The organism is Streptosporangium vulgare (assembly GCF_042428775.1).
Lineage (GTDB): Bacteria > Actinomycetota > Actinomycetes > Streptosporangiales > Streptosporangiaceae > Streptosporangium > Streptosporangium vulgare.
Genome location: NZ_JBHMBS010000014.1, coordinates 85,323 through 109,914 on the forward strand (window position 1 = coordinate 85,323; position 24,592 = coordinate 109,914).

General features: G+C 69.3%; 23 protein-coding genes. 10 read left to right on the forward strand and 13 right to left on the reverse strand.

Annotated elements, in window-relative coordinates; all coding sequences use genetic code 11:
* Window positions 1-122: 122 nt before the first annotated feature.
* The 5 genes from ACFFRH_RS26975 to ACFFRH_RS26995 are packed head-to-tail and all read right to left on the reverse strand — an operon-like array spanning window position 123 to window position 3,997.
* A complete protein-coding gene (locus tag ACFFRH_RS26975; RefSeq protein ID WP_386160443.1) occupies window positions 123-905 on the reverse strand; it encodes a thioesterase II family protein in 783 nt (260 codons plus the stop codon).
* Window positions 902-1,984 carry an alpha/beta fold hydrolase gene (locus ACFFRH_RS26980; RefSeq protein ID WP_386160445.1) on the reverse strand — a complete coding sequence of 361 codons (1,083 nt, stop codon included), beginning with the start codon at window positions 1,982-1,984 and terminating at the stop codon, window positions 902-904. Before ACFFRH_RS26980 ends, ACFFRH_RS26975 begins: the two co-directional genes overlap by 4 nt.
* Window positions 1,981-2,736, reverse strand: a complete 756-nt coding sequence (locus tag ACFFRH_RS26985; protein WP_386160447.1) for a 2-oxo acid dehydrogenase subunit E2 — start codon at window positions 2,734-2,736, stop codon at window positions 1,981-1,983. The genes ACFFRH_RS26980 and ACFFRH_RS26985 overlap by 4 nt, the downstream gene beginning before the upstream one ends.
* Window positions 2,733-2,966 (reverse strand): phosphopantetheine-binding protein, encoded by a 234-nt coding sequence (locus ACFFRH_RS26990; RefSeq protein WP_386160449.1) that lies wholly within the window; start codon window positions 2,964-2,966, stop codon window positions 2,733-2,735. Before ACFFRH_RS26990 ends, ACFFRH_RS26985 begins: the two co-directional genes overlap by 4 nt.
* The gene (locus ACFFRH_RS26995; protein ID WP_386160451.1) at window positions 2,963-3,997 is read right to left on the reverse strand and encodes a 3-oxoacyl-ACP synthase III family protein; all 1,035 of its coding nucleotides are present in this window, start codon (window positions 3,995-3,997) and stop codon (window positions 2,963-2,965) included. The genes ACFFRH_RS26990 and ACFFRH_RS26995 overlap by 4 nt, the downstream gene beginning before the upstream one ends.
* Window positions 3,998-4,575: 578 nt before the next feature.
* Here ACFFRH_RS26995 and ACFFRH_RS27000 point away from each other — a divergent pair.
* Window positions 4,576-4,770, forward strand: a complete 195-nt coding sequence (locus ACFFRH_RS27000; protein WP_386160453.1) for a hypothetical protein — start codon at window positions 4,576-4,578, stop codon at window positions 4,768-4,770.
* A 55-nt stretch (window positions 4,771-4,825) separates the two neighbouring features.
* Window positions 4,826-8,140 carry a S41 family peptidase gene (locus ACFFRH_RS27005; protein WP_386160455.1) on the forward strand — a complete coding sequence of 1,105 codons (3,315 nt, stop codon included), beginning with the start codon at window positions 4,826-4,828 and terminating at the stop codon, window positions 8,138-8,140.
* Between the two features lie 164 nt (window positions 8,141-8,304).
* Here ACFFRH_RS27005 and ACFFRH_RS27010 read toward each other — a convergent pair whose 3' ends face one another.
* Window positions 8,305-9,051: a hypothetical protein gene (locus ACFFRH_RS27010; protein ID WP_344744070.1), complete on the reverse strand. Its 747-nt coding sequence runs from the start codon at window positions 9,049-9,051 to the stop codon at window positions 8,305-8,307.
* Window positions 9,052-9,429: 378 nt separating this feature from the next.
* On the opposite strand from ACFFRH_RS27010, the gene ACFFRH_RS27015 reads away from it, so the two are divergent.
* Window positions 9,430-9,720, forward strand: coding sequence for a DUF1905 domain-containing protein (locus ACFFRH_RS27015; protein WP_344744071.1), 291 nt, complete (start codon window positions 9,430-9,432; stop codon window positions 9,718-9,720).
* 176 nt (window positions 9,721-9,896) lie between these two features.
* On the opposite strand, the gene ACFFRH_RS27020 is transcribed toward ACFFRH_RS27015, so the two are convergent.
* On the reverse strand, window positions 9,897-11,234 hold the full coding sequence (locus ACFFRH_RS27020; protein ID WP_386160457.1) for a sigma-70 family RNA polymerase sigma factor: 1,338 nt from the start codon (window positions 11,232-11,234) through the stop codon (window positions 9,897-9,899).
* A gap of 47 nt (window positions 11,235-11,281) precedes the next feature.
* Here ACFFRH_RS27020 and ACFFRH_RS27025 point away from each other — a divergent pair, with 47 nt between their 5' ends.
* Window positions 11,282-12,139, forward strand: coding sequence for an alpha/beta fold hydrolase (locus ACFFRH_RS27025; RefSeq protein WP_344744073.1), 858 nt, complete (start codon window positions 11,282-11,284; stop codon window positions 12,137-12,139).
* Between the two features lie 114 nt (window positions 12,140-12,253).
* On the opposite strand, the gene ACFFRH_RS27030 is transcribed toward ACFFRH_RS27025, so the two are convergent.
* On the reverse strand, window positions 12,254-12,649 hold the full coding sequence (locus tag ACFFRH_RS27030) for a VOC family protein (RefSeq protein ID WP_344744074.1): 396 nt from the start codon (window positions 12,647-12,649) through the stop codon (window positions 12,254-12,256).
* A 400-nt stretch (window positions 12,650-13,049) separates the two neighbouring features.
* On the opposite strand from ACFFRH_RS27030, the gene ACFFRH_RS27035 reads away from it, so the two are divergent.
* The gene (locus ACFFRH_RS27035) at window positions 13,050-14,471 is read left to right on the forward strand and encodes an L-lactate MFS transporter (RefSeq protein WP_344744075.1); all 1,422 of its coding nucleotides are present in this window, start codon (window positions 13,050-13,052) and stop codon (window positions 14,469-14,471) included.
* Entirely contained in the window at window positions 14,471-14,599 is a 129-nt protein-coding gene (locus tag ACFFRH_RS27040) for an MFS transporter small subunit (RefSeq protein ID WP_344744076.1), read from the forward strand. The genes ACFFRH_RS27035 and ACFFRH_RS27040 overlap by 1 nt, the downstream gene beginning before the upstream one ends.
* A 789-nt stretch (window positions 14,600-15,388) precedes the next feature.
* Here ACFFRH_RS27040 and ACFFRH_RS27045 read toward each other — a convergent pair.
* Entirely contained in the window at window positions 15,389-15,733 is a 345-nt protein-coding gene (locus ACFFRH_RS27045; RefSeq protein WP_386160461.1) for a hypothetical protein, read from the reverse strand.
* Window positions 15,734-16,107: 374 nt separating this feature from the next.
* Between ACFFRH_RS27045 and ACFFRH_RS27050 the strand changes: the two genes are divergently transcribed.
* Together ACFFRH_RS27050 and ACFFRH_RS27055 are read left to right on the forward strand one after the other, a co-directional pair.
* Complete coding sequence (locus ACFFRH_RS27050) at window positions 16,108-17,322, forward strand: helix-turn-helix domain-containing protein (protein ID WP_386160463.1); 1,215 nt, start codon at window positions 16,108-16,110, stop codon at window positions 17,320-17,322.
* 41 nt (window positions 17,323-17,363) lie between these two features.
* Window positions 17,364-17,846, forward strand: coding sequence for an NUDIX domain-containing protein (locus ACFFRH_RS27055; protein ID WP_344744079.1), 483 nt, complete (start codon window positions 17,364-17,366; stop codon window positions 17,844-17,846).
* A gap of 30 nt (window positions 17,847-17,876) precedes the next feature.
* Here ACFFRH_RS27055 and ACFFRH_RS27060 read toward each other — a convergent pair whose 3' ends face one another.
* Window positions 17,877-19,682, reverse strand: a complete 1,806-nt coding sequence (locus ACFFRH_RS27060; protein WP_344744084.1) for an IS481 family transposase — start codon at window positions 19,680-19,682, stop codon at window positions 17,877-17,879.
* Window positions 19,683-20,821: 1,139 nt separating this feature from the next.
* On the opposite strand from ACFFRH_RS27060, the gene ACFFRH_RS27065 reads away from it, so the two are divergent.
* Entirely contained in the window at window positions 20,822-21,340 is a 519-nt protein-coding gene (locus tag ACFFRH_RS27065) for a YjeF N-terminal domain-containing protein (RefSeq protein ID WP_344744080.1), read from the forward strand.
* Between the two features lie 280 nt (window positions 21,341-21,620).
* On the forward strand, window positions 21,621-22,643 hold the full coding sequence (locus ACFFRH_RS27070) for an RDD family protein (protein ID WP_344744081.1): 1,023 nt from the start codon (window positions 21,621-21,623) through the stop codon (window positions 22,641-22,643).
* A 402-nt stretch (window positions 22,644-23,045) separates the two neighbouring features.
* Here the strand turns inward: ACFFRH_RS27070 and ACFFRH_RS27075 are convergent, their stop codons facing one another.
* The 3 genes from ACFFRH_RS27075 to ACFFRH_RS27085 form a co-directional block, all read right to left on the reverse strand.
* Entirely contained in the window at window positions 23,046-23,741 is a 696-nt protein-coding gene (locus ACFFRH_RS27075) for a DUF6188 family protein (RefSeq protein ID WP_386160466.1), read from the reverse strand.
* Between the two features lie 323 nt (window positions 23,742-24,064).
* Window positions 24,065-24,223 carry a hypothetical protein gene (locus ACFFRH_RS27080; protein ID WP_386160468.1) on the reverse strand — a complete coding sequence of 53 codons (159 nt, stop codon included), beginning with the start codon at window positions 24,221-24,223 and terminating at the stop codon, window positions 24,065-24,067.
* Between the two features lie 2 nt (window positions 24,224-24,225).
* Entirely contained in the window at window positions 24,226-24,414 is a 189-nt protein-coding gene (locus ACFFRH_RS27085; protein ID WP_386160470.1) for a hypothetical protein, read from the reverse strand.
* Window positions 24,415-24,592: the final 178 nt, after the last annotated feature.

A 24,592-nucleotide genomic window follows, 5' to 3' on the forward strand; every position in this document is an offset into this window, starting at 1 on the left:
CATGGCCGTGGGCGTGGTGTGTCATGGCCGTAGGAGGCCGCGGACGTGGTGTCGTGTGGCCGTGCGAGGCCGCGGACGTGGTGCCGGGACGGTGCGCCGGCGCGGCGGGAAGGGCGGCCGAGTCAGTCCCGGCCGGTGAGCGCCAGCCACACCGTCTCCGCCACGTCCCGCGACCTCGGCGTCAGGTAGAAGTGATCCCCGGGGAAGGCCCTGAGCCGGAACCCGCCGGAGGTGTTGTCCCGCCACCGCTCCACCTCGGCGACGGCCGCCAGCGGGTCGCGGTCCCCGGCCAGCGCCACGATCGGGCAGCCGACCCGCGCGCCCGGCGCCGGGACGTACGCCCGCAGGGCGCGGTAGTCACTGCGCAGCGCCGGAAGGACGAGATCGCGCAGACCCTCGTCCTCCAGCGCCAGGGGGGAGGTACCGCCGAGACGCACGACCTCCTCGATCAGGGAGCGGTCGTCACGCAGGACGGCCGGATCGACCCGGGTCAGGGCCGGAGCGCGCCCGCCCGAGACGAAGAGCAGATCCGGGGCGGCGCCGAGGCCCCGCTCGCCGAGCAGCGCGGCCTCGAAGGCCACCAGGGCGCCCATGCTGTGCCCGAAGAAGGCGAGGGGCGCGGCCGGCCGCTCCTCGGCGACCGCCGCCGCGATCCGGCGGGCGAGTTCCCGCAGGTCCTCGACGGCGGGTTCGCCGCGCCGGTCCAGGCGGCCCGGATACTGGACGGCGAGCACGCGCACCGCCGGCGAGAGTTCCTGGGCCAGCCGGACGAAGAAGCCGGCCGACCCACCGGCATGGGGGAACACCACCACGCAGGGGGCGCCGGCGGCGGCCGGGGCGAACTGCCGCAGCCAGTCGCTCCTGACCGACGTCCCGGTTCCCGTGCCGATCCCGGTCGCGGTCATCGTCCCGCCCCCGCGCGGGCCGCGTCGAGGGCGGTGGCGAGCGCCGCCGTGACCCGGGGATCGGCGTCGGGCCGCATCTCCTGCACCGCGAGCAGGCTCCACGCCCGGGTCTCCGCCAGGTGCGACGGGGCGCCGTGCACGTCGTGGTGCTCGACCAGCCTCAGGTCGCGCACGGAGCGCTTGAGCCGCTCGGTGTCCCCGGGCGGGATTATCTCGTCCCTGGTCGCGCTCACGGTGGCGAACGGGACCTCCAGGCCGCGCAGGTCCCCGTCGTCGAGCGCCCAGTCCCGGATGTGCTCGAACACCGCGCCGGGCGACACGCCGGCCAGATGCGCCAGGGTGTCCCTGGTGATCCTCGGCACCCGCGCCTGCCAGGCGGTGTCGGTGAAGAAGTCGTGGATCGGCGTCCCGTTGCCGACCACGCCGCGGATCCGCCGGTCGCGCAGCGCGGCGGTGATCGCCAGATGGCCGCTGAAGCTCAGCGCGAGCAGGTATGTCTCGGACACCTTCGCCCGCCCGGCCAGGGCGTCCAGTATCGCCGGGAACAGCCGCCAGCCGTCCGGCCCGTACCGCAGGGGGCTCTCGCCGACGCCGGGGAACTCGGCCACGACCCCGGCCATCCCGAAGGCCGCGATCTGCGGCAGCACCGGGGCCCACTGCTCCTTGGGGCTCACGATGCCGCCGGTCATCACCAGCAGCGGGCGCGGCTCCTCGGCGGACAGCCCCGTGGCCCACACCTTGACGGGGATCCCGCCGACCTCGACGACGACCGGTTCGATCCCGGGCTGCCCCCGCCGCCAGCGTTCGAACGCCTCGACGCAGCGCGCGAGGGCCCGTTTGCGGCCCGGGCCGTCGACGAACGGGAACCGTCCCATGTTGTGGTACTGGAAGGCCGCCGACGTCTCGCCCTCGTCCTCCGCCTCCTCCCCCGCGCGGATCCACTCGTAGGGCCACGAACCCGGCTCGTCACCGGTGTCGGAGGTGATCCGCTCCAGCAGGCTCGCGTAGTGGTCGGCGGGCAGGTTCTGTGAGATCGCGTGCGCCACCACGAACCGCTTGAGCTCGGACAGGTCGTTCATTCGGCGTATCCCTCCAGCGCGTCCTTGATCTCGGTGAGTACGTCGGCGCCCTCCGCCCCGTCGATCACGCGGTGGTCGAACGCCATGGAGAGCCGCATGACCGGGGCGATCACGATCGCGCCCTCCCGGACGACCGGCCGGTCGGCGATCCGGCCGACCCCCAGGGTGATCGTGGTGCCGCCGACGGAGTGGAACCCGTCGACCGCCCGGTGGCCGAGCGAGGTGACGCTGAACGTCCCGGTGACGGCGGGCCGCCGGTCGAGCAGTCCCGCCACCTCCCGGAACCGGTCGAGCGCGACCTGCCACGGGAGCCGCCGCAGGGCCCGGATGCCGGCGAACTCCTCGGCGGTGTCGGGGTCGGCCTCGATCGCCCGGTCCAGGTGCGCCTGGACCTCGGCGAGACTCGCGCTCTCCAGGCCGCCGATCACCGTCGCCAGCACGACCCGGTGACCGTCCAGCGTCTTGTCGAGGGTGACCTTGGCGGCGACGGTGTCGTACGTGGCGACGACCGGATCCAGGCGGCCCCGGATCGCCGCGTTCGCCTCGGGGTGCTTGCGCAGCACGGCCGCGGCCGCGTGCACGACGTAGGAGACGACCGACCGGCGCTCACCCGCCCGCCGCGCCCGCTCGCGCCCCGCGACGATCGCCGTCGCGTCCACCTCGGTGTCGAGGAAGACCGGCGAGAAGTCACGGATCTGGTCCAGGAAGAAAAGGGTGTGACGGCGCTGGGTGGCGAAAGGCTGCTCGGTCAACGGTTCACCATCTCGTAGATCGATTCGAGGTTCGCCGCCTCCAGGAAACCGGGGAGCGACAACGGCCTGCCCAGGTGCTTCTCCAGCAGGACGAGCATCGCCAGGAGCCGCACCGAATCCCAGCCGGAGAGGTCGTCGAAGGCCCGTCCCAGGTCCTCGTCGCCGACGTTCAGCCCGATCTCGTCCTGGAGCAGGTCCACGAACTCCGCCCGCGAGATCCCGGCCGTCATCGGCCGCGCTCCAGCGCGAGACCGGCCTTGATCCACTTACTCGACTCGATGGCCACCGCGACCGCGCGCGACGACGTCGCCATCTCGGGCAGCAGGCGGTCGAGCTGGAAGAACAGCAGGGCGTTGCCGTTGTTGCCGGTCTCGCCGACGCAGGAGATCTCCTTGGCCGACGAGAAGTCCAGCCGCTTGGCGATCTTGTCGGTCATGGTGACGGACAACTGGGGAGGCAGCAGGTAGTCGACCTGGTCCCGCTCCCAGCCGAGGTCGTCCAGCAGTTCCTCGGCGACCTCCTCGGCCAGGACGGGCACGAGCCTCTCGATGGCCTTGTAGTCCTCACTCGCCGGCGCCTCGGCGCTGTCGCGGTCCGCCAGGCCGTACCACCGCAGGGTCTGGCCGGGGGCCTGGTCCAGGCCCGACAGCCTGGTGAGCACCGACCGGACCACCGGGGCCTGGGGACGGTCCTCGGTGCTGAGCACCGCGGCGCCCGCGCCGTCACCGAACAGCAGGTAGTTGACCACCTCGTCGGGCGGCAGCGCGGCCAGGTCGACCTTGACGTCGTAGTGCTTGGCGATGACGTCCCCGCCGATCACCAGCGCGGTCCGGTACCGGCCGGTGGCCAGCAGCGCGGCCGCCACGTCGAAGGTCTGCACGGCTCCCGAGCAGCCCGACTGGAGCTGGAAGGTCGGCACGCCGTCGATGCGCAACCGGTCGGCGATCACGTTCACGGTGGTCGGCATCAGCGTGTCCGGCGTGGCGGTGCCGAGCACCACCACGTCGATCTCCGCGGCGGAGATCCCGGCGCGGGCGAGGGCCTGGACCGCCGCGAGTTCGCCGAGATCGGCCAGGTCCTGGATGCGCTCACCCGACCTCAGGTCGATCGCGAGGTGCCGGGTCCGCGTGCCGATGAAGGTGTCGACCCACTGCTGCCAGAGGCGGTCCATCCCGAAACGCTCGGCCAGTGCGGCGGTGTCGATGGGAGGTCCCGGCAGGGCCGTCCCCACGGACAGAACTCGTATCGGGCTTTCCCCCATGCTGCTCCTCCATCGAGCCGTTTCCGCGTCGTGCGCGTCGTCAGGCGGTCAGGTCCGGCGCTCCCGAGGTGGTGCCGCGGATCCCACCTCGGCCTTCCGCGTCAGAACGCTAATGACGCCTGCTAAAGCAGCACTAAGCGGAGGAGGCCGGCGGCCATCGTGGCCCCCGTCCGTGGCGGTGGTCGGCGATGCCCCGGTGCGGCCCGGGCCCGCCCCGGGCGTCGTGCCGGCGGGTTCGGCCGGGCACTGGCGGGGCGCGGCCGGGCAGTGCCGGGTTCGGCCCGTCAGGCGGCTCCTGTCCCCCCGCGCGTTCTCCCCACGCATTCGCCCCGCGCATTCCCGCGCCGCCCCTGCGGCACACCGACGGGCACACCGACGGGCACACCGGCGACCCGGCGTTCGCCCGCCGCCTCACCGCGTCGGTCGTGTTCGAGAACACGACCCGGCCCCTCCGCCGCCCGATCACCGTGCGCATCCATCACGTCACCGAACGTGGATGATTGATGCCCGCAAAGGGTATTAAACCTCTTTGAATGCCTAATCAACGGCATCGTCCATCAAGCACAACGGGGGAAACGATGACGGACTCCAAGGACACCAAGGATTCCAAGAACAAGGCCGCGAAGGCCTCGGGGAAGAGCAAGAAGGCCGCGATCAAGGCGACACGGTCGGCCAAGGAGGCGAAGAAACAGGCCGGGCAGCCCGAGGCCAGGGTGCCGGAAACGGGACCCGCCCACCAGGGCGGGCGGCCCATCCAGTCGCCGAGGGCGTGAAATCATGATCGGGTGACCGGGGTGAAACCCGGTCACCCGATCATGGAGTGACACGATGCCCGCCTACCTGCGATTTCCCACGATCTTCGGGGACATTGTCGTCTTCGCCTCCGAGGACGACCTGTGGATGGTCACCGCCGGCGGCGGGCGGGCCTTCCGCCTCACCGCCGGGGTGGCGGAGGCGGGATACCCGCGCTTCTCCCCCGACGGTGACCTGCTCGCCTTCGTCGGCCGCGAGGAGGGGCCGGAGGAGGTCTACGTGATGCCCGCCGACGGCGGCGCGGCACAGCGGGTGACCTACCACGGGGCACGCTCCAGCGTCACCGGCTGGGATCCCCGCGGCGGCGTCGTCTACGCCAGTGACCAGGGCCAGCCCTTCGACGGCCGCAACTGGCTGCACCGGGTGGAGCCCGGCGGGGTGCCCGAGCGCCTGCCGTACGGCCCGGCCAACACCATCTCGTACGGCCCGCGGATCGTGCTCGGCCGCAACACCGCCGACCCCGCCCGCTGGAAGCGCTACCGGGGCGGCACCATGGGCGACCTGTGGATCGGGACCGGCGAGGACGGGCGGTTCCGGCGGCTCACCGCGCTGCCCGGCAACCTCGCGTCGCCCTGCTGGACCGGTGACCGGGTCTACTTCATCTCCGACCACGAGGGGGTCGGCAACGTCTACTCCTGCGACGCCGAGGGCGGCGACCTGCGCAGGCACTCCGACCACACCGACTACTACGCCCGCAACCTGTCGGGCGACGGCCGCAGGCTGGTCTACCACGCCGGGGCCGAGCTGTACCTGGTGGAGGACGGGGAGTCGCGCCCCATCGAGGTGCGGCTGCGCAGCTCGCGCACCCAGCGCAACCGCCGTTTCGCGCCGGCCGAGGACTTCCTGGAGAGCGCGACCCTCAGCCCCGACGGCGTCGGCCTGGCCGTCACCACCCGGGGCAAGGCGTTCTCCTTCGCCGCGTGGGAGGGCCCGGTGCGCCAGCACGGGGCGTTGTACGGGGTGCGGTACCGGCTGCTGAACTGGCTCAACGACGGTGAGCGGCTGGTGGCCGCGGCCAGCGACGAGGGCGACCGCGAGGTGCTGACGGTGCTCACCGCCGACGGCGGCACCGAGCCCGCCAGGCTCGACCACCTCGACACCGGCCGCGCCATCGAGCTGGAGGTCTCCCCCACGGCCGACCTGGTCGCGGTGGCCAACCACCGCAACGAGCTGATCCTGGTCGACCTCGCGCCCGGGCCCGCGCCCGGTGAGGTCTCCGGCCGCGCCTCCAGCCGTGTCTCCAGCCGTGTCTCCGGCGGTACTGGCGAGGAGGGGCGGGCGCGGGGCCGGGTGATCGACTCCAGCAGGTTCGGCGCGATCGAGGACCTGGCCTGGTCCCCCGACGGCCGCTGGCTGGCGTACGCCTGCCGCGACACCGCGCAGACGACGGCGGTGAAGCTGTGCCGGGTCGAGACGGGCGAGACGTTCCTCGCCACCCGGCCGGTGCTGTGGGACGCCCGCCCGGCCTTCGACCCGGGCGGCGACTACCTGTACTTCATCGGCCGGCGCGTCTTCAACCCCGTCTACGACGAGCTCCACTTCGACCTGGGCTTCCCGCTGGGCTCCCGCCCCTACGCGATCGCGCTCCGCGCCGACGTCACCTCGCCCTTCGTCCCCGAGCCCCGGCCGCTCGGGGACGACGACGATGACGACGACGACCGTGGCGGCGACGGCGACCACGGCGAGAACGAGGGCGAGGACGACGGGCCGCCCGAGGTGGTCATCGACCTGGACGGCATCGAGGACCGGGTCGTCGTCTTCCCCGTCCCCGAGGGACGCTACGACGCCATCGCCGGGATCAAGGGCAAGGCCGTCTACCTGACCTTCCCCGTCGAGGGCAGCCTGGGCGACGACTACGCCGACTCCTCCGACGGCACCCTGCACGTCTACGACTTCGCCAAGCAGAAGCAGGAGACCCTGGTCGGGGACGTGTCGGAATTCGCGCTCGGCCGCGACGGGACCACGCTGCTCTACCAGTCGGGCAAGCGGCTGCGGATGGTCAAGGCGGACGAGGAGCCCGAGGACGACGACGCGCCCGGCCGTACGAGCGGGTGGGTGGACCTGTCCAGGGTGAAGGTGTCCATCCGGCCCGAGGCGGAGTGGCGGCAGATGTTCAGGGAGGCCTGGCGGCTGCAGCGGGAGAACTTCTGGACCGAGGACATGGCCGGGCTCGACTGGGACGACGTCTACCGGCGCTATCTGCCGCTGGTCGACCGGGTCACCACCCGGGGCGAGTTCTCCGACCTGCTGTGGGAACTGCTCGGCGAGCTGGGCACCTCCCACGCCTACGAGAGCGGCGGCGCCTACCGGTCCCGGCCGCACTACCGGCAGGGCAAGCTGGGCGTCGACTGGGCCTTCGCGGACGGCGTCTACCGGATCGCGAGGATCGTCGGCGGCGACCGGTGGAATCCGGAGGCGACCTCGCCGCTCAACCGCCTCGGGGTGGACGTACGGCCGGGTGACGCGGTGCTGGCCGTGAACGGCCAGCCCGTCGGCGCGGACACGAGCCCGGACGAGCTGCTGGTCAACCAGGCCGACCAGGAGGTGCAGCTGACGATCCGGCGCGGGGACGACAGGCGGACCGTCACCGTGCGGGCCATCGGCGACGAGCAGCCGGGCCGCTACCGCGACTGGGTGGAGGCGAACCGGGCCCGCTGCCACGAGCTCGGCGGCGGCCGGATCGGCTACCTGCACATCCCGGACATGGGCCCCGAGGGCTACGCCGAGTTCCACCGGGGCTTCCTCACCGAGTACGACCGCGAGGCCCTCGTGGTGGACGTCCGCTTCAACGGCGGCGGCCACGTGTCGGCGCTGCTGCTGGAGAAGCTGGCCCGGCGCCGCCTGGGCTACGACTTCCCGCGCTGGGGCGTGCCCGAGCCCTACCCCGACGAGTCGCCGCGCGGCCCGATGGTGGCCATCACCAACGAGTGGGCCGGTTCCGACGGCGACATCTTCAGCCACACCTTCAAGCTGCTGGGCCTGGGTCCCCTGATCGGCAAGCGCACCTGGGGCGGGGTGATCGGCATCTGGCCCCGGCACCACCTAGCCGACGGCACGGTCACCACCCAGCCGGAGTTCTCCTTCGCCTTCGACGACGTGGGCTGGCGGGTGGAGAACTACGGCACCGACCCCGACATCGAGGTCGACATCACCCCGCAGGACTACGCGGCGGGGGTGGACACCCAGCTGGACCGGGCGATCGAGGCCGCCAAGGAGCGCCTGGTCCTCCAGCCGCCGCACACCCCCAACGCGGCGGCGAGACCCCGGCTCGTGGTGCCGCGCCTGCCGCCCCGCCAGTTTCCCCGCGGATTCCCGCCCCCTTCCACGTGATCTTCCACGGGACCTGCCGGGGACCTTTCAGCGGTACTGGGGTGCCGGACGAACCGGCCGGCGGGCGGCCCGGATCGAAGCCGCTGCGGGCCCGGCAGCAGCCTCCGGTCCCCGGTTCGGCGACCGGGTGGCGCCGGTCGGCGCCGCCACGTCCCTTCGCGCGGTCAGGAAGGCATGCCGGCCGATCCGGCCGCCGGGAACTCACCGCCGCCCGCCACGTGCTCGATCAGTGCGAGCACGGCCTGTCGCCCGCCGTTCGCCTCGGCCCAGCGGCTCACCCGGCACGCGGCCTTGGCGTAGAGCCGCTGGTCGGTGCCGGCGACACGCAGCCAGTCCTCGAGCGTCGCGGGCAGTGCCTCCTTCGAGTCCACCAGGCACCGGTCGCGGGCCGTCTCGGGGGCCAGATAGCGCGGATCGCCGGACACCAGGACGGCGAGTCCCTCGTCGAACCACTGCGGGACCCTCCGCGATCCGAGCCTGGCGTGCAACTCGACGTGCGACATCTCGTGCGAGGCGATCACCGGGTCGAGCCCGCGCGGCGACAGCATCACCGTGCGGCTCAGCACCGCGATCCCGCGTTCCCCTCCCCCGCCGATCCTCCGGTAGCACGCACCGGTCACGCAGGCCAGAACGCCGGGAGAGCTCTCGCGCCCGCCGTAGAAGTCCTCCACCCGCCGGACGGCCGCGTCGACCACCTCCGCCACCTGCCGTTGCCGCGCCTCCGGCAGGTCCGGCTCGACGTACAGGCCCGGTTTGAGCCGTTCCATGCCATAACAGCCTGGACAGGTCGTGGCGGCGACCGACGGGAAGGCCACCGCGACCCCCACCAGCGCGGCGACGACCAGCGCGCCGAGCAGGGCGAGCAGCCACCCCCCTCTTCTTCGGAGGGTCCGCCGACGGTGTTGATCCATTGCGTCACTCCGGTCGCCGGTTCGCCGGGGAACACCTCTGCGGCGTGACCGGCCTTCGGTGCCGCCCGTCACGTCCTCGTCCACCCCCGCGTCAGGGTCGACGATCGTACCGCGCCGGGTCGGGACGCGGCCGGGTCTCGGGCCGCGCCGGCGGACGGCGCTGGCGGACGGCATCGGCAGGTGGGCATCGGCAGGTGGCTTCCTCCGCTCCCGCGGCCGGGTGGCACATCCGCCTCCACGTGCTCCGGGGCCGGATGCGCCGCCGCCGCCGATGAGGTGAATCCCCCCGTCCTGGAGAATTCCTGCTCACGAGCGACGATTCCCTCCCATCGCGGGAGTCACCTCTTCGACCGGCCATCACCACCTAAGGAGACGAAGATGTCCGTACAGAAGCCCGCGCGACCGCTCGACCACACCTTCACCGCGCCGATCGAGAAGGACGGGGCCTTCGCCACCTTCGTGACCGTGCCGAACTCCGCCGAGCTCCTCGGGACGAGGCGGGCAGTGAGGATCGGCGGGACGATCGACGGCCACCCGTTCACCGCCACCCTCATGCCGTCGGGCAACGGTCCGCACTGGCTTCCCATCAGGGCGGCCCTGTGCAAGCTCATCGGCAAGAGCCAGGCCGGCGCCGAGGTGACGTTCCACCTCGATCAGCGGTTCAGCTGAACCGCCCGGGCGGCCGGTGAGCCCGCGGAGTCCGGAGGAGCGGCGCCGCGGCCCCCGCCGTCGGGGACGGCCGTTCCCGGTGACGCGCCGGCGGCGGGCCCCGCCGAGGTCACGTGGCCGCGCCCGGATACCGGCGCACCCCCGGAACAGGACGGATCAGGATGGATCAGGATGGATCAGGGCAGCGAGGCAGGCAACCCGAGGGGGGCGAAGTGGCCGGGGTCGACGAAGGAGGTGATCTCGGCGATCCGATCGTCGCGCAGGGTGAACACGTCGATCGACCAGGCGAGGTGGGCGGCGGCGTCCTCGTCCCAGAGGTAGGAGCCCACCGCGGGCTGGCCGTTCGCGGCGGCCGGGAGGTGCCGCCAGCTTCCGCAGCCGGTCAGCGGGACCCGTACGGCGAAGTCGGTGACGGCCTCCAGGCCGCGGTACCAGTGCGCCATCGGTGGCATCGACCAGGTGACGTCCTCGGTCAGCAGCGCGACCAGGGCGTCGGCGTCCCCGCGTTCCAGCGCGGAGGAGTAGCCGGCGACGATCTCCCGTACCCGGGCGTCGCCGATCTTCCGCAGCGTCGGCTGCTGGGTGCGGGGAAAGACCTTGTCCGCGACGACCTTGCGCGCTCGCGCCAGGGCGCTGTTCACCGACGTGGTGGTGGTGTCCATCGTGGTGGCGATCTCGGCGGCGGAGAAACCGAGGACCTCGAACAGCAGCAGCGCGGCCCGCTGGTTGCCCGGCAGGTGCTGCAGGGCCGCGACGAAGGCGAGCTCGACGGCCTCGCGCTGCTCGTAGCGTGCGCCCGGACCGGCCGGGTCGTCGGTGAGGCCCGCGTCGGGGTAGGGGCCCAGCCAGGCGACGTCGGTCAGCGGAGGGTCGCCGAACACGGCGTGGTCGCTGGAGGGGCCGAGGTCGACGGGCAACGCCCGCCTGCCCCGGGTGGCGACGATGTCCAGGCAGGTGCGGGTGGCCACGGTGTAGAGCCAAGAGCGCAACGAGCTGCGGCCCTCGAAGCGCGCGATTCCCCGCCAGGCCCGCAGCAGGGCGTCCTGCAGGGCGTCGTCGGCGTCGTGGGTGGAGCCGAGCATGCGGTAGCAGTGAGCGTGCAGCTCACGACGCAACGGCTCCACGAGACGGGTGAACGCGGCGTCGTCTCCGCCACGCGCCCGGATCAGATCATCGTCACCGTCACGGACCGAGCTCGGATCCCGCTCACCGCCACGCGCCCGGATCAGATCATCATCACCACCACGTACCGGGGTGGGATCGTCGTCACCGCCATGTACCGAGCTCGGATCCCGCTCACCGTCGTGCCCCCGAACCGGGCTCCTGTCCCCTTCCCGCGCCAGGTCCGCGTCCTCGCCACGCGCCCGGACCGGGCCCGTGTTCGCGCCACGCGCCCGGACCGGGTCGGCGTCCCCGGTGCCTTCCGTCGCCCTGCTCGCGGTCCGCGAAGAAATCTCCCTCACGAACGACGATTCTGCCTCACCTCGGCAGTCTTCCTTTCGACCGAGCACCACAGCACCGCTCCAAACCGTTCCAGTCCAAACCGTTCCAGGAGGCTGCCATGAACCCCGCGACGATCGTCACCGCCGACCACCTCAAGGTCCCCGACGCCACGCTCTACTACGAGGTACGGGGCCAGGGACCCCTCGTGGTGCTCGTCGGCGCCCCGATGCACGCCGCGCACTTCGCGCCGCTGGCCGACCTGCTCGCCGACGACCACACCGTGCTCACCACCGATCCCCGGGGCGTCAACCGCAGTTCCCTCGACGAACCCGGCCGGGACTCGACCCCGCGAATGCGCGCCGACGACCTCTCCCGGCTCCTGACCCACCTCGGTGCCGGTCCGGCCGCCGTCTTCGGTTCCAGCGGCGGCGCCGTCACCGCGCTCGCGCTCGCCGTCGCCCACCCCGAGCAGGTGCGCACCGTGATCGCGCACGAGCCCCCGCTGAACCGCCTGCTCGACGACCCCGAGGAGCGCGACGCCGCGGTCGAGGACATCATCGCCACCTACGTCTCCGGCGACGTCGCGGGCGCCTGGGCCAAGTTCATGATCAACGCCAACCTCCCGATGCCCGATTTCGAGGAGCCGGCGGGCGGTCCCGCGGAGGCACCGGCCGAGCCCGATCCGCAGCAGGTCGCGGACGAGCGCTTCTGGTTCCTGCACGAGATGCGCGCGACCACCCGATGGGAGCCCGACATCGACGCCCTGCGTGCCGGGCCGGGCTCCGTCGTGGTCGGTATCGGGGAGGAGTCGGCAGGCCAGCTCTGCGACCACGCGTCGACCGCACTCGCCGCGGCGCTCGGCACGAAGCCGACGTACTTCCCCGGCGGCCACATCGCCTTCGCCGACGACCCCGACGGATTCGCCTCCCGGCTGCGCGAGGTCCTGCGGGAGAACGAGGTCCCTCGGGAGAACTGAGCGACGACGCCGTGAGCACGCACGAGGACGCATGGCCGCGTGCTCACATGTGACGGATCCCCCCGGCGGGGGCGGGGATCCGTCACGGCGGGTCACGGCGGCGGGGGGCGGCGGTCAGGCGAGGTTCAGCTGCCAGGAGACGCCGAAGCGGTCGTTGGTCCAGCCGAAGCGCTTGCTGAAGCCGTAGGAGCCGAGCGGCATCAGCGGCTCGCCGTTCTCCGACAGGGCCGCGTACAGGCGCTCGATCTCCGCCTCCGACTCGCACTGCACGTACAGCGAGATCGACGGGGTGAAGCCGAAGGCGTGCTGCACGTTGCTGTCGATGGCCATGTACTCCCCGCCCGCCAGCGTGAACGTGGCGTGCTGCACGCTGCCCTCCGCGCCGGGCCCCTCGGGGCCGTAGCGGGTGATGGCGAGGATCTCCGCGTCGTCGAACAGCGACATGTAGAAGGTCATCGCCTCCTCGGCGGCGCCCTGGAACATCAGGAAAGTAGTGATCTTCTGCGACATCCGGTGAACTCCTGGCAGCGGGTGTGAAGGACGAGGCCGTCCCCGGTCACGGGGCGGCCCGCTCGTCGGCTCCGGCGCTGGGTTCGCCGAGGGCCTCGAACGTGTGCTCGATGACTATTTCAAGAACAGCTTATATAAGTCAAACACGATACAGCGATGGGATGGACGGGATTCGCGACGCCCCCACCCGGTCGTACGCCCCGGAAGCCGGAGAGGTCACCTTCTACCGCCACCCCAGGGACGCCGGTTTCGTCCAGCCCCCTTCCTCCGGTTACCGGCACCGCGATCCCCGCCGGACCGTGAGCGAGCCGGAACGCCCGGCCACATCCCCAGAAAATCGTTTCAATTGCCGCATCGGCCACTCTCGACGAAGGAGTGATCGCGGAATACGGTTATCTGCATGCCGGGCGAACGGGCAAAACCCCCCATATTTACCGTCTCCTCTGGTTTCTTCAGCCGTGCGCGTACGGTCGCGCCGCCGGCCTGGAGCCGCTGGCTGATCCCCCCGGCGGCACTCTCGGTGCACCTCGCCATCGGCCAGGCGTACGCGTGGAGCGTCTTCAAGCCGCCCCTGGAGTCGGCGCTTCACCTTTCCGGCACGGCCAGCGCCCTGCCCTTCCAGGTGGGCATCGTCATGCTCGGCCTGTCGGCCGCGTTCGGGGGAACGCTGGTCGAGCGCAACGGCCCGCGCTGGGCGATGTCCGTCTCCACGGTCTGCTTCTCCCTGGGTTTCCTGATCTCCGCGCTCGGCGTGGCCACCAGGCAGTACTGGCTCGTCGTGCTGGGGTACGGCTTCGTCGGCGGGATCGGTCTCGGCATCGGCTACATCTCGCCGGTGTCCACACTGATCAAGTGGTTCCCCGACCGGCCGGGCATGGCCACGGGCATCGCCATCATGGGATTCGGCGGAGGGGCCCTCATCGCCTCACCGTGGTCCAACCAGATGCTCGAGACGTTCGGCACCGGCACGGGCGGGATAGCCACGACCTTCCTGGTGCACGGCCTGGTCTACGCGGCCTTCATGTCGATGGGCGTGCTCCTGATCAGGGTCCCGCCGCAGGGCTGGCGGCCACGGGGCTGGGAGCCGGCGAAGGCCGCGGCCCGCCCGCTGGTCACCGCCGCCGACGTCTCCGCGCGCAACGCGATCCGCACGCCGCAGTTCTGGCTCCTGTGGGTCGTGCTGTGCTTCAACGTCACCGCGGGCATCGGCATCCTGGAGAAGGCCGCGCCGATGATCAAGGACTTCTTCGCGAACACCGGCATGCCGGTCACGACCGCCGCGGCGGCGGGCTTCGTGGCGCTGCTGTCCCTGGCGAACATGGCGGGGCGCTTCGTGTGGTCCTCGACCTCGGACCTGATCGGCCGCAAGAACATGTACCGCGTCTATCTCGGCGTGGGCGCCCTCTTCTACCTGGCGATCGCCCTGGCCGGGGACTCCCACAAGTTCCTGTTCATCCTCTGCGCGCTCGGCATCCTGTCCTTCTACGGGGGAGGATTCGCCACCGTACCGGCCTACCTGAAGGACCTGTTCGGGACGTACCAGGTAGGGGCCATCCACGGACGGCTGCTGACGGCCTGGTCCACCGCAGGCATCCTCGGGCCGCTGATCGTCAACGCCATCGCCGACGCGCAGAAGGCCGCGGGCCGGTCGGGACCGGAGCTCTACACGACGTCCCTCTACATCATGATCGGGCTGCTGGTGGTCGGCTTCCTGGCCAACGAGCTGATCCGCCCGGTGCATCCCGTCCACCACGAGGGTCCCGGCCAGCATGAGGATCCCGTACACCACGAAATTCGGCACGAAAGAGGAGGAGACTCGTGATGGCGGACGACCGCGCCCTGGCCGGGAACACCCCCCTGATGATCCTGGCCTGGACCTGGGTCGGCCTCCCCTTCGCCTACGGCGTCTACGAGCTGTTCCAGAAACTCACCCAGCTCTTCGGCGGCTGATCGCCGCCGACGGCCATACGACACGGACGCCTGACGGGCCACCGTCCGCTGTCCGGTCCCGTTCGTTCATGCCGCCAAGGTGTTGGACAAGCCACGACCGTCGGCTGAACAGAGCATCGGACCTCTGATCCGGCGGTCGCAGGTTCGAATCCTGGTCGATGCACTTGGCGTAGACCTTGAGCATCACGTCCACCCCATGACTGCCCCTCTCCGCGACTTCCGGCGTGTGTACCCCGGCCTTGAGCCAGAGGGAGACCGCTGCGTGCCGCAGGTCGTACGGCCTGCCCGCCAGGGGTAAGGCGACCTGGTCAGGGGTGAAGGCGTATATCCGAGCCTCCTTCCATACCTTGGCGTGCGCCGACCCGGAGATCAGCCCGCCCGTACGAGTCCGGAAGAGCCGGCCATCGGTGGAAGGCCCGGCAAGCCTAGGTGTGGGAAGGGCAGGCTTGCCGGGCCACAGCGCGGCGGCGAAGGACACGCTCAGTGCCGGCCGCACACCAGTAGCGGTCAATCTCTCCGTCGCGCCTGCTTCGGTGGACTACCGGCAGCCGACCCGGGACCTTCGTCCAGAACACCGGCCGTCCACCACTGCTCCTCGATTCGCTTCTCGGCCGCCAGGCGGCAGGCCAACTCCTCCAAGGTCTGGCCGCACCGCACATGGGACAGGCCACGCTGGAGGCTCTTGAGGGAAAGGTCCTCTCGGCGCACCGCGTACCACCCGCCCCCCAGAGACGCCGAGATACTCCAGCGCCTGCCGTAGACGGCCTTCAACTCGTTGAGGGTCACGGATCACTCCGGACAGACAGGCGGGACGGAACGCCTCCCGCGCAGGTCGATCGGTCGGCGATCATCCGGAAGAACGCATTGCGTCTCTTCGACCAGCCTCGACAAGGGGTGACCACCGCGCAGCTCCGCATACCGGGCAGCGATCCGGCGAGCAGCGGTCACCGGATCACCCACCGGGTTGTACGCATAAAGCCGGCGTCCGCGCGCCGACACCGTTCCCGACCACCAGTGGTAGGAGATCCCGTTGGTCCAGACGACCAGGTCAATCCACACCGAAATCAGCGCAATACCGAAACTCCGGTGAATATCGGCGGGCATTCCCAGATTTCGCAGCTCCTCGGCGAGCACCGCAGCAGAATAGGAAGAATCATCGCTTTCCAATTCAACCGGACATCGCCAAACAAGTACGTCTGTCATGTTTCCCACCGCCCGGTTCCGGAGCAGTCGAAGCAATCGCTCCGTGTTCTCCGGCTGCGTCGGCCGTCGATGACCTGCACGCCGTAGGCCGCGCTCACCTCGACATACCGCCACCTCTTGCCCCGGCAGGATGAACAGCCCTCCCCGCCGGTCGCATGTGAGCCTGTCTATCCACTCCTTACTCCTCCGCCGCGATGGACGTTTTCTCGATCAGTCGAGACACTAGGAAGAACAGGCCGCTCCGCCCCGGAAAAGAATTCCGGGGTATCCGAGACATCCATGCGAGGCTGACCGATATGCGAGGCATGACGGATCACCTGACCATCGGAGAACGCGTAGCGTGGTATCGCCGACGACGAGGAATGTCACAAGAAGTCCTGGCCGGTCTTGTCGGCCGCACGGTCGATTGGCTGAGCAAAGTCGAAAACGACCGCATCGACCTTGACCGCTTGTCGGTCATCAAATCCCTGGCGGGCGCTCTGGACGTCGCCCTCGGCGACCTCCTCGCCGAGCCGTCCCTACTCGACTGGAACTCCGACAGCGGAGATCGCACCATCCCGGCCCTGCGGGCAGCGATCACCGACTACCGCCGGCTCACCCCGCTCGCCAATCTCGCCCGGGCCCACGAACCCCCCAGCCTCACCGAGCTGCGCAGCGAGATCGCCGACGTATGGCACGCCTACCAGGCATCCCGGTACGGACTCGTGGTCCGCCGCCTGTCGGCGCTTCTCGCCGAGGCCCACCACGCCGTCGGCGCCTACCACGCCGACCAGCGCATCCAGGCCCTCAGCCTGCTCGGCCAGACCTACCACGCCGCGGCCACCATCCTCGTCAAGGTCGGAGAGACCGACCTCGCGTGGATCGCCGCCGAACGCGGCCTCACCTACGCCCAGAGTTCCGGCGATCAGATCGTGGTCGCCTCATTGCTGCGATCGGTCACCCACGCCCTGCTCTCCAACGGCCGCTACGACGCCGCCTCCCGACTGACGAGCGACGCCGCCGGACTCCTCCAAGAAGACCTCTCCCAGGCGAGTCCCGAACTCCTGTCGGTGCACGGCACACTCCTCCTCGCCGGATCGATGGCCGCCGCCCGCGCAGAAGACCGCGCCACCACCCGAGCCTTCCTGACCGAAGCCGCGGAGTCCGCCCGCCGTCTGGGAGGCGACGCCAACCACGTGTGGACCGCGTTCGGCCCCACCAACGTGGCCATCCACCAGGTAGCCACCGCCATCGAACTGGGAGACGTCCAAGTCGCCATCGACCTCGGCCCCGGCCTGGACACCAGTGCTTTGCCGATTGAGCGCCGCGCCCGCCACGGCATCACCGTCGCCCAGGCGTTCAGCCAGTGGAACCGCACCGACGAGGCATTGGACACCCTCCTCCAAGCCGAGCACCTGGCCCCCGAGCAGATCCGCCACCACTACCTCAGCCGCCAACTCGTCCTGAGCTGGATCCGCCGCCGGAAAGGCAAGCCCAGCCACCGGCTCACCGATCTGGCCCGCCGGCTGCGCGTCACCTGAGGAACCTTCACACGGGGCGGACTTCCCATACCGTAGGGATCATGACCGGACAAGAGACCCCGCCAATGGCCACTCCCCGCGCCGCAGCCGGGGCACTCTTCTTCGACGAACACGGCCGCCTACTCCTGGTCCGCCCCCACTACAAGGACTACCGCGACATCCCCGGCGGCTACATCGAACCCAGCGAGACCCCGTTCCAGGCATGCGTACGCGAAGTCCACGAAGAACTCGGCATCCAACCACCGATCGGCGACCTCCTCGTGGTCGACTGGGCACCCCACCCCCAAGAAGGCGACAAGATCCTGTTCCTCTTCGACGGGGGAACCCTCACCCCGAGCATGCGCAACAGCATCCGACTCGGCACCGACGAGCTGGCCGGCTACGACTTCCACCCCGTCGAGGAACTACCCGGCCTGCTGATCGAACGACTGGCCAACCGCGTCATGGCCGCTGTTACCGCCCGCAGCATCGGCCGCCCGTTGTACCTAGAGCACGGCCAATGTCTAGTCTCATTTGATGCTTGACGCTTTGGCGCCGGATGATGCTTGACACTCCTAGCTGGTCTTTCGCTGTTTAGTATGCGCTCTGGACTTGATCCTGGTGATCTCCTGGGTGGTGGTTCGGGACACGACACGGATCGGTTCACCGTCGGCATGGATGGCGATGTGGGTGTCATCGACGACCACGTCGAGGATCTTGCGGGCGTGCACCCGGCCGACCTGGATCTTCTGGCCGACGACCATGATGGTGCCGCGGATGGAGACCGTGCGCTGGACGGTGACCGGCCCAGTGGGCGCGGTCGGCGGTGGCCCGGCCCGCCGAGCTCCGCGTAGCCGCCCGCACTCGGTGATCGGCAGCGGGCAGCGCACCGCGCGCAGCAGGGTGCGTTCGCCGTCCATGACCTGGGCGGTGATGCCGTCCAGGCGCAAGGTGACGCGTTGCCCGGCCAGATGAGCACCGATGCACAACGCCTGGCTGGCCAAGCTGACGATCCCGATCGAGCTGACCAGCCGATCCACCTCGATGGCCGGACGGTGCCGCGGGGCCTCCAGGACCGGCGCGGGCCCGGCTGGACGCGCAGCGCCGGAGGCGACCAAAGCCGCCAGGTCCTTGACCGTCAGCCGAGAGGCCACCGTCTTGAGCCGGCCGCCACCGGCGGTGAATACGTGTAGATGCGCGGCGCTGATCCACAACGTGATCGCCAGCCCGGCCCGGTCGGGGCCGAGCCAGACCTGCTGGCGGCCGACCGACAGGTTGCCCGAGTCCGGCACCACCCGCTCGATCTCGATGGCTTGCAGGGCCATCGGCTCTGTGACCGGTGTCTCGTCATCGGTGATGACCTCCGGCGGCGCCGAGACGGCCTGCGAGAGCGGTGGTGGTATCGCCATGGTCAAGCTCGCCGGTAGCCGCAGCGGTAACGCCTCATCGGCCTGTTGCCGCTGCTGCTGGCCGGCCCGGGCGGCGAAGAAGCGGTCGGCGGGAAAGGCCATCTCCAGCGCCTGGTGCGGGCGGGCGGTGTTGTAGTGCTCGGTGAAGGCGTCCACCGCTTCTTGCGCCGCGTTCATCGAGGCGAACGGCGCCTCATCGTCGAGCAGTTCCCGGCGCACTGTCTGATGGAAGCGTTCGATCTTCCCGGTGGTGGTCGGGGTCCGTGGCTGGGTATGGCGCAGCCGGATGCCGTTTTCCCGGCAGACGCGCTCGAAGAGCACCTCACCGGCCTTAGGGCCGCCGAACCGGCCGGTGAACTGCTTGCCGTTGTCGGTCAGCACCTCCAACGGCACCCCGAAGGTGCGCATCGCCGTGGCGAACGCCGCGCAGACCTGCCGCCCTGTGGGCCGGGCCACCACCGAGGCGATCACACAAAACCGCGAATGGTCGTCCACTCCGGTGATCAGCTTGCATTCGGTGCCGTCTTGCAGCAGCACCCCGCCCATGATGTCCATCTGACACAGCTGCATCGGCTCGGGCCGCTCCCAGCGCACGTAGTCGCCACGTTTGCGTTTACGGGCCATCGGATCGATCAAGCCGTTACGCAGCAGCGCCCGGTAGATGCTGGAGCGCGAGGGCACCGGATCCACCCCGCGCCGGGCCATCTCCCACCCCAAGGTGCGCGGCCCCCACCGGGGATGAGCCCGACGCAATTCACAAATCATCGCCTCGATAACGGCCGGTATTCGCATCGGATGCGCCCGCACCCGGTGCGAGCGATCGGCCAGCGCGCTCAACCCGCCCTCTTGATAGCGGCGCACCCCGGTATGCACCGACTGACGCGAGATTCCGTACCGTCCGGCGACATCGGTGACCTTCGCCCCCGACAACACCTCGATCACCGCGTGATAGCGCTGTTCCACCACACTCAACTCCACCAATGCCATCCCGGCCTCCCCGAAGCGCAGACAACGCCACGAGCAGGCACAGAAAACGATCAAGGTGTCAAGCATCAAGCGAAGCCAGAGTGTCAACCATCAAGCGAGACAGGACATAGAGCACGGCCAACAGTTGCCGAATTAATCTCATGGTTATCAAGGCGACGGCGCGCCGCGCCGCTGTATCCGGCCCTCTGCCGCCCGCCGTCCAGGCGTGCGGCGTGGGCGCCGGTCCCAAGCCGTAGCCGCACCGCGTGCTTGCCGTAACCGATGCATTCACCGACCCCAGCGACGCGCCGCCGCCCCATCGCCTCACATTCGTTCGGATGCTCTGGATTGACGTTGGCTGCGCACTCACGTCTCAGACCGCTACCAGAGATCATCCAGGTCACCGATCCGCTTCCGAAGTACGCGAGCGTCCTTTTTGGGCAGGACACGAACCAGGACGTCCAAGAGCGCTCGAAGCTCGACAGGATCAGGACAGCAAAACATTTCCCCGCAGGACTGCGCCGGATCAAAAAGCCGATGCCATGGGTCTCGTAAAAACAATGCCCAGGCGCGTAACGCCTCTTCCGCCGCACCGGGCCAATAGCGTGCGTACTCCAGACGAGCGACTGCGATACGACCTCGATACGACAGGCCTGGAATTGCGGGAACTTCCGCGACGGTTGTCCGCGAGCGCCACGGGGCATCAGCGCGAACCAGAGCCGGACGCCTACGCGCCATGCCCCTTTCGTGTGATCGACATAGCGCTATCCTGTCACAGGCTGAACTTCAAGCAAGATGCCGCGGAACGGTACCACCCTCACGATCGCCAGGCAGGGCTGGTCTCTGTACGGGTTGGGGGCGATCGACGGTCCGGGGATTCGTTCCTCACGCCCGGCCCACCGAGCACCAGAGCGACGAAGGTACAGACCTTCCTGATGCCCCTAGCGTGCCCGTTGCATGCCCGTCAGGAGAGTGATCAAGGGGGACTCATGAGGAACCACGGTCACTCGTCCCGCTCCCCCGCAGGTCAGTGTCTTCCCAGCTCAGCAGCCAGACGCGATAGAGACTTTGCAAGCAGGATGCCAGGAAGACGACGTCGTTGACGGGAGTTGCCCTGTTGCGCGTGCCGGACCAGGATCACCCGCATGGGCTTCTATGAGTACTACCGGGCTGCGGATCGTGAGACGGCGATCATCCAGCCGGAGCATTCCCGTGTAATTGCCGACCCTAAGTACAGCGTCCCTAAGTTCGACGCCGTGGAGACCAAGTGGCTCGACCCGTGGATAACCCTGAACGAGCTGGCGGCGCTCATCGGCAACGTCGACCTGCCCACAGGGGTGGACACCACAGTGAGCCTGTACCCCTCCTCGTATCCCGACCCGTTCCCGCAGACCGACGAGGAGTGGGACGCCTTGCCCGAGGACTCGCCCTACCTTGGCGACGTGGGTATCGAGGAGTTGTCGGTGAACGTGCGTGACCTGCTTGCCGGCGCCGACGACGCACGCCTGCCGGGGGTGGTGGAGCGCTGGGCGAAGATCGAAGAGTTCTCACACTTCAGCTCGGACGACCTGGAGTATCTGATGCCCGTGGCCAAGAATCTCATCGGGTTGTCCCGCCGCGCGAAGGAACATGGCCAGCAGCTCTACTGCTGGTCGTGCGCCTGACCGGGACGGTCGCCGAGCAGATCTGCCAGGTTGCCCGCCGGGCCATTAGCGGGCCATTAAGGGCGGTCAACAGGGGTCAGTCACGGTCACTCGCGGGGAGTCCTCCGCCCAGCTCACGGCCCGTACGGCCCAAGACCCGACCGATTTGCAAGCAAGATGTCAGGAGTTCGAATCTCCTAGGCTCCACCAGCCAAAACACCTGTCCACCGATCCTGGTCGGTCATCGGCGTATGTTGCCCCAAGATCGCTAAGGTGTGTCCCAGTCTGTGAAAGGACCACCTTGTCGAACTCCCCCCGGTTGTCGAGGCTGGCATTACTGACCTGGATGGTGGCTGCGGCTGTCGCCGCCTTCCCGACCTGGGAGGAGTGGCGCTTTCGGCTTCACCCCGGTCCGGTCGAGATGCACGCTTGCATGGGTTCCGGGTGGTTGGAGACATCGCCGCTGGACCTCCTGCGCGGCGATCTCGACGGGATCATGCAGAACGTGGAGGCATGGGCCATCCCCGCGCTGCTGGTCCTGGGAGGATTTCTCGCCTGCCTTGGACACCGGAATCCACGGAGCGTGGGCCGCCGAACGGCAGGTGTTCTCGTTCTGATCGCGGTCATCAAGCCGGCCACTCCCCTCTACGCTTCGGCGGAGGAGTGCGGCGGCCCGATCCCCATCCTCAGTACTGAATGGTTCGCCACGGTGATGAGCAGTTGGGGAAGCACCCAGCTCTGCCTCCTGGGCGCCGCCGCGCTCGTCCTGCTCGTCACCCGGATGGTGAGCGGCGCCAACTCGAAACGGCTGGAGGTCGCCTCGTCGACCGGTGTGACCTGGCGCCGGCCGGTGGCACTACTGGTCGACTACGCGGTCGTCCTCGTGGTCCTTACCTTCGTCGTCCAACCCCTCCTGCTGCTGACCGGCATCGACGAGTTTTTCTCCTCCATCTACCTGGGCTACGGGCTTTTGAACGGGGCGGGGCTCTCGCTGGACAACGCAGATCCCAAACCGTTACTCGTCCTGTTCGTTGTGTTTCTGTACTTTTGGGCGCAGCACAGCCTGTGGGGACAGACACCGGGCAAACGCCTGCTGCGCATCCGCCTCATCTCCACGCGGACGACAGTACGGCCGACGGCGGGAAGGACGGCCCTCCGCACGCTGATCTTTCCGCTCCTGGTCTTCGCGCCGGTCGCCGGGCCGATCGTTCTCATCGTGGATGGGGTGTGGGCGCTTTTCGACCCTGAAGGCCGGACGCTTCACGACCGATGGGCGAACACCGATGTCACACGGGAGGTGTCGAACGTCCAAGCTCAGATGTAGCGGAACCGACAGCCGGCCTCCAGCAGGGCGCCCCACCTTGACCCCGGACCTACCCTGCTTCCCCGCGGCCAGGGCGACGGCAGACGAAATGAGTAGGCGGGTGAGATACGCGCGTCTGCGCGGGTGATGGTCCGGCCCGGGTTGCAGTTTGGGTTGCAGTTCACCGCCGTGCCATGCCGTTCCACGTGGACCGGCCGAGCGCGTTGGTCCAGGTGGAACTGATTGGGACGGCCAGGACCCGAGCTCCTAATGCGGTTGGGGTTTGGCGTCATGCCGTGCCCGTTGCGTACACATCAGGAGGTTGAACAAGGGGGACTCACAGACACAGCGCGACCGCCGCTGACCTGGGAAACAGCAGGTCCGAGAGTCGCGTGCCGAGATCTTCCGAACCGGCTCCTCCGATCATCGAAAAATCGAAAGCCCGCCGCCCGGCAGGCAGACGAAGCGCACATCGTCAGGACCGCAGGTGCTCCACGCCTCGTAGCGGGAATCGGGCGTCACGTTCAGGTGCGTCCCGGTGTCGAAGACCAGCCGCAGCGCACCGGACTTGAAGACGACCGATGACACGAGTGTCGCGCCGAAGAGAGCCAGAGCCGGTGCCACCTCCTGGCGTTCAGGAACCAGTTGGACCGGCTTCGCATCGGGAGCGCTCAGTGGGCCGCCGGTGAGCGTCGCCGTGGACGCGATGCTCACCTGGGCGTCACCGTCGAGGAGCAACGTCAACTGATAGCTCACCCAGACCTGGACCACCTGCATACCGCGATAGGGCAGAAGCCAACGGTCCTCCAGCTCGGCCAGATCCGCCGGTGTGGTCACGGTGCCGTCCGAGCGCATGACCGCTTCCCGGATCAGCGGGTCGGCAGCCGCGTGATCCTCCCTCCGGTGGTTCACCGAGATCACCATCCGAAGCGTCTCGTCGCCATATGGAAGCACGTAGGAGAGAACCTTGTACTCCTGGCCGTCCTGGCCGGTGACGTTCTCCCAATCCTTGTCGTCGTTCTCTTCCATCACGACGAGCTCGTCGTAGCGCGCGACACGGCGCCACCGGTCCAGGTACTCCTCCGCGATCCGCGCCGCGACCTTCTCGTTCAGCTTCATCGGATCATCCTGCCGCTCGTGCCATTGGCGTGCCATTAGACAGGGTGACGAGAGGTCAACCACGGTCACTCATGACATGCCAAACGCCCAGCTCAGCGCGCCTACAAGCCGTAATCCACGCACTTCCCAAGCTGATGTCGGCAACCCGCCGAGGGAGACGAGGCCAAGCGCGCTGCCCGCATCAGGCCCGTGAGCTTATAACGCCGCCAAGCAGCGGTCCGGCCGAGGCGTTCGACGCAGGAGAATGGCTGGATGCGTCGATTCGATGCCGCGGGGGCCGGCCTTGTCCCCGGGCAAACGGTCCGGGCCCGGGTGACCACCCATCAACCGTGGGGCATCAGCGTGGTGATCCCCGGCCATGAGGACATTGGCGCGTCCGTGGACGCCGCCGTAATCGACAGCCCATCGGGAAACCTCCGCGCCCTTCCCGAGGAGTACCCCCGGTCGGTGCCGAGGTTGACGCCGTCGTCCAGCAGCTTCACCGCTACACCTCGCCCGCCTGGGCGCGGTTGAGCCTGCGCAGCCAGGACCTGGAATGCCTCCAATGGAGGTGCGACTTCTGCGGCACGCTAGTCGCCTTGAGCCCGGGAGGCGACGGCGTGACCATGGACGTCCGCAGCGCCGATGGCCCCGGCAGCACCGCCGTCGTCGCCCACCGCGAATGCCTCGCCATCCGGCTCCATGCTCAAAGCCTCGAACCGGCCCGCATCCGCTCAGTCGGCCGAAAGCCATAGATCTCTCGTCAACAAGATTCGGAACATACGCGGAACGCCCGGTTCACCACGATTGGGCAATCCCCCTGGATCGCAGGTCAGTACACCAGCCAGCGCAAGAGCAGTCCTCCACTTCTG